The following is a 3,377-nucleotide window of genomic DNA, read 5'->3' as shown; positions in this document are numbered from 1 at the left end:
TGACATTTTTCAGTTCGCGGATATTTCCGCGCCACGGGTGTTGTTGTAACTGCGTCACAAACGCCGGACTTACTTCCACATGGCGTTTCCCGAGTTTCTGCGCGTTCTGGCGGGCAAAAAATAAAGCCAGTTCCGGAATGTCGGTAATCCGGTCGCGGAGGGCAGGCAGCTGAATAGTAAATACCGAAAGCCGGTAATACAGGTCCAGCCGGAAATGATGCTGATCCGCTTCTTCCTGCAAACTCCGGTTCGTTGCGGCAATTACGCGGACATCTACTTTGGTCGGCTTTGTATCACCCACCCGCAGAAATTCGTGCGTTTCGAGCACCCGCAGCAGTTTGGCCTGCAGGTCGAGCGGCATTTCGCCGATTTCATCCAGAAAAAGGGTTCCCTTATTGGCTTCCGAAAACAAGCCTTTCTGGTCTTTCGCGGCGCCCGTAAACGCACCGGCGCGGTGGCCGAACAATTCACTTTCGAGAATATCCTTGCTCAGTGCCCCGCAGTTTATCGCAACAAACGGCCCCTGCCGACGGCCGCTGCCATAGTGAATGGCCTGGGCAAAGACTTCCTTGCCGGTTCCGGTTTCGCCCGTAATGAGTACCGTTGTCTCGGTAGGAGCCACTTTTCCGGCCAGTTCAATCGACTGCCGGAGCGCCGGGGAGGAGCCGATAATCTGCCCGAACCCATAGCGTTTACTGACCTGATGTTCCAGCTGCTGTACCCGGAACTGAAGCAGCGCCTTCTCCGCCGCCCGGCTTACCAGCGGTATAATCCGGTCGTTATCGTCTCCTTTCGTAATGTAATCAAACGCCCCGTTTTTGATGGCTGTCACGCCATCGCTGATCGTGCCGTAGGCGGTCAGCACAATCACTTCTGTAGCCGGGTAGAGTTGCTTAATGGTTGCCGTTAGCTCAATGCCACGACCGTCGGGCAGTTTCACGTCACTGATTACCACATGTACCTCCTGCCGTTGCAGCACCTGCAGGGCAGACCTGGCATTTTCGGCCTCCAGTACAACGTACCCTTCCAGTTTTAAGATCTGTGCCAGCAACTGCCGCAATCGTGATTCGTCGTCAATTATCAAAAGGGTAGCTTCCATCTTTCCAATACCGTTAAGCAGGTGAAACGCGCTTTTTATGCACAAACAGCGCCGATATGAGGCCGCAAAGATTTTTCAAAAAACTTTCTGCGAACAAGTGTGGGGTAAAATAGTAAAACTTTGTCTTCGAAATAGTCTATTTTCAGGGATGGTATACGAAGCACTTTACTTATCTTCAGATGCTACAAAGTTAATAGAGTACCGTTAGTCCTTTTTCCGAAAATGCCTGTAATTCCGATTAGCCTGCAGTTCGTATCACAGGAAGATGTAAACCAGACGTATGAAAGCATTACCACAAGAATCGCCGGACCCGGGTCAGGCAGCCGGCAAGTTACAGGTAACTGTACATGAACCGGAAACCAGGGTACTCAGCGATGAATTTCTGATCGGGCGGGCATTTGTTTCCTCTCCTAAAAAGGGGTTTGAAATGCTTTTTCACAAGTATTACACAAACCTCTGTAATCATGCAATCCGGTATGTTTACTCTAAAGAACTGGCGGAAGATATTGTGGCAGAGGTATTTACCAACTTCTGGAATAATAAGGTGTATGAGTCAATCTCATCATCTTACCGGGCGTATCTCTACACGGCGGTTAAAAACCGCGCCTTTAATACCATTAAGGCAGAGCTAAACCGGAATCAGCCCCTCGACCTGGCGGCGGAAGATACCGGCTTTGCTGACTCGGTAAATGCCTTGCGGCCGGATGAAATCCTGCATTACCATGAACTGAGCCGCAAACTGGAGATTGCTATCCAGCATTTACCGAAGCAGTCGCGGAAGGCGTTTCAGCTGAACCGGCTGGAAGGGAAAAAGTACGTGGAAGTAGCCAGCGAAATGCAGCTAACGGTCAGCGCCGTTGAACGACTCATCAGCCGTGCCCTTGCCAAAATCAAGGAAGAGCTGAAACAGGACTACCTGATCAGCCTGTATTTGTTTATTATTTCATTTTTTTAAATCCATACACCTGAATCATCTATGAATCAGCCATTAAACAAGAAAATCATCTTCGATTATTTTGATGGAAAACATACTTCGATCCAGCGAAAAATGATCGAGGAGTGGCTGCATCAACCCGAAAATAAAGAATTGTTTTACCAGTTTCTGGATGAATGGGAAGCGCAGCACCCGCAATATCATTTCGACGCGGCGCGAGGCTTTAATACCATCCAGCGGAACATTGCAGAACCGGCTCAGGATACGGACCTCAGCAACAGCCTGACCGATTCGCCGTTCAGCATACTCCGTCCGCTGCTTACCTGGATGGCGGCGGCCTCTGTCGCGCTGGTCTGTCTGTTCTGGGGCTGGAAGGAGTATACCAAACCCAACGCGCCGACTTATGAACGGCTGGCGCGTCAGATAAAACAGCAAAGCGGTGAGGTTTTCGAAAAAGAGAACCTGAGCAACAAGCCGTTATTGGTGAATCTGCCCGACAAAAGTTCGATTCTGCTCGGGCCGGGCAGCAAGATCAGCTACTCACCACGGTTGTTCGGCCACCCGAAACGGGAAGTAGTCTTGCTGGGGGAAGCTTTTTTTGAAGTATCCAAAGATCCGGAGCGACCGTTTTTTGTCTACGCAAATCAACTCATTACCAAAGTGTTAGGCACGAGCTTTTCGATTAGTACCAAACGCGGCCGGTCAGAGGTGGCNCTGCAATCCGACACCGAAAAGGACCAGAAGCTTTCCGGCAATACGCTGAAGGGGCTCGTGATCGCAGCCAATGAAAAAGTAAATGTCGGACAAGACCAGTTTACGATTCAGGAAGTAAAACAGGTTTTACCGGTCGCCTTGCCAAATGCGATGGCGCGGACAACCTTCACGTTCGATGAAGCACCGGCCAACGACGTAATCGAAAAGCTGAAAGCGGCCTACCACGCCGATATTGTCTACGATGCCGGCAAGCTGGCACACTGTAAACTGACAGCTCATTTAACCGACGAACCTTTGCTCGAAAAAATTGAGCTGATCTGTATCGCGATTGAAGCAACCTATCGGGAAGAAAACAACAAAATCATCATCACGTCAAATGGATGCCGGTAACCGACTCAATGCGCCCCCGGGCAAAGCAACTATACCCGGTCGCTCTGTCAACTCTGTACCCTGCTTATTGTACCCTAACTATTCCTTATCTCTATGAAGTATTTTTTACAAACCAGTAGGTCGGCCGGTTCGCTGGCGAGGCTTACGTTACTTCCCTTACTGTTTTCACTGGTTTTTGTAGGGGTTTCTTTTGCCTACGACGGTTACTCACAGGAGGTGCTGAATAAGCGAATAACTCTC

3 protein-coding genes are annotated in these 3,377 nt (G+C 49.9%); 2 read left to right on the top strand and 1 reads right to left on the bottom strand.

All coding sequences use genetic code 11. The features are described from left to right. Window positions 1-1,099, bottom strand: a 1,099-nt coding sequence (locus BLX24_RS29690) for a sigma-54-dependent transcriptional regulator (protein ID WP_071506836.1), incomplete at its 3' end; no start/stop codon positions are given. 280 nt (window positions 1,100-1,379) lie between these two features. On the opposite strand from BLX24_RS29690, the gene BLX24_RS29685 reads away from it, so the two are divergent. Both BLX24_RS29685 and BLX24_RS29680 read left to right on the top strand, forming a co-directional pair. Continuing rightward, window positions 1,380-2,054, top strand: coding sequence for an RNA polymerase sigma-70 factor (locus BLX24_RS29685; protein WP_071506835.1), 675 nt, complete (start codon window positions 1,380-1,382; stop codon window positions 2,052-2,054). 21 nt (window positions 2,055-2,075) lie between these two features. Further along, window positions 2,076-3,137, top strand: a complete 1,062-nt coding sequence (locus tag BLX24_RS29680; RefSeq protein ID WP_071506834.1) for a FecR family protein — start codon at window positions 2,076-2,078, stop codon at window positions 3,135-3,137. Window positions 3,138-3,377 lie beyond the last annotated feature (240 nt).

Source organism: Arsenicibacter rosenii (assembly GCF_001870735.1).
Classification (GTDB): Bacteria; Bacteroidota; Bacteroidia; order Cytophagales; family Spirosomataceae; genus Arsenicibacter; species Arsenicibacter rosenii.
The sequence above is the reverse complement of the archived record's forward strand: the minus strand, read 5'-3'. Positions and strand labels throughout refer to the sequence as shown.